General features: G+C 70.1%; 1 protein-coding gene and 1 pseudogene. Both read right to left on the reverse strand.

All coding sequences use genetic code 11. From position 1 onward, the window contains the following. Positions 1-312, reverse strand: a pseudogene (locus L995_RS09275) (hypothetical protein); the annotation flags it as partial. Then, a partial coding sequence (locus L995_RS09280) for a hypothetical protein (RefSeq protein ID WP_047471168.1) occupies positions 306-948 on the reverse strand: 643 nt, incomplete at its 5' end. The pseudogene L995_RS09275 and the gene L995_RS09280, both read right to left, overlap by 7 nt.

A 948-nucleotide genomic window follows, 5' to 3' on the forward strand; every position in this document is an offset into this window, starting at 1 on the left:
TGTCCAAGTCGTGCGGCCGTCGGGAAGGTTGCAGTACCAGACCCGCTCAGGCCCAAGGGATGGGTGGATGACGTGGCGCGTGCCGTCGGGATGGATCGCTGTCAGCTGCGCGCCTACCGTGGCGAGCATGAAGCCGCGGCCCTGGTGCAGGTTCTTGTGGCAGAGGTCGGATACCTGGGCGAGACCGGCGCGGCGTGTGATCTCGCCCGTGAGCCCGATGTCCACGTTCTCGGCCCCCAGCAGCGCATCGCCGCCCAGGCGGTGCTCAGGCAGCACGTTGTTGATGCCGCTGAATTTCTCGTAGGTCAGCATGTGTTCTCCCTGGCCACGGCCGGCATGCCCAGCTGCAGCGGGAAACTGGCGCGTGCGCGGACGGTTGTGGAAGGCAGGCCGGGCGTGCCCAACTCCAGGACATAGGCGCTGGCGGCCAGTAGCTGCGCGGTGGGCAGCGCGATGCTGGCCGTGCCCGCGCGCACGAGGTCGATGCCCTCAACCACCAACGCCACAGCCACCGTCGGCACGCCAAGCTCCAGAGGCCGGGCGGCGCTGGCCTGCAGGCGAATGCCCGCGGCGGGCATGCCGAGTTCCAGCGCCTGCGCACCCTGGGCCTGCAGCCGGGTACCTGCGCCCGGCGCGCCCAGCACCAGGGGCTGCGCGCTGACGGCTTGCACCGTCACTGCGCCGGGCCGAACCTCCGGCGTGCCCATCTCCAGCGGGCGGCCGCTGCGGGCCTGCACAACCTGGTCGGGTGCGACCTGCTCCAGCGTGATGACTGCGAAGTCCGTGCGAACGAGGTCCAGCCCTTCGATCCCCAGGGATGCATCCAAGCCATTGCGCACACGCGGTGCGCCCAACTCAAGCGGCTGCGCGCCTTGCGCCTCCAGCACCATCTCCGCCATAGCTCGTCCCCCTGTGACGAGATCAATGCCCGGCGGCTGCAGGGCCGTG

It is taken from the genome of Delftia sp. ZNC0008, from assembly GCF_000799035.1.
Lineage (GTDB): Bacteria > Pseudomonadota > Gammaproteobacteria > Burkholderiales > Burkholderiaceae_C > Comamonas > Comamonas tsuruhatensis.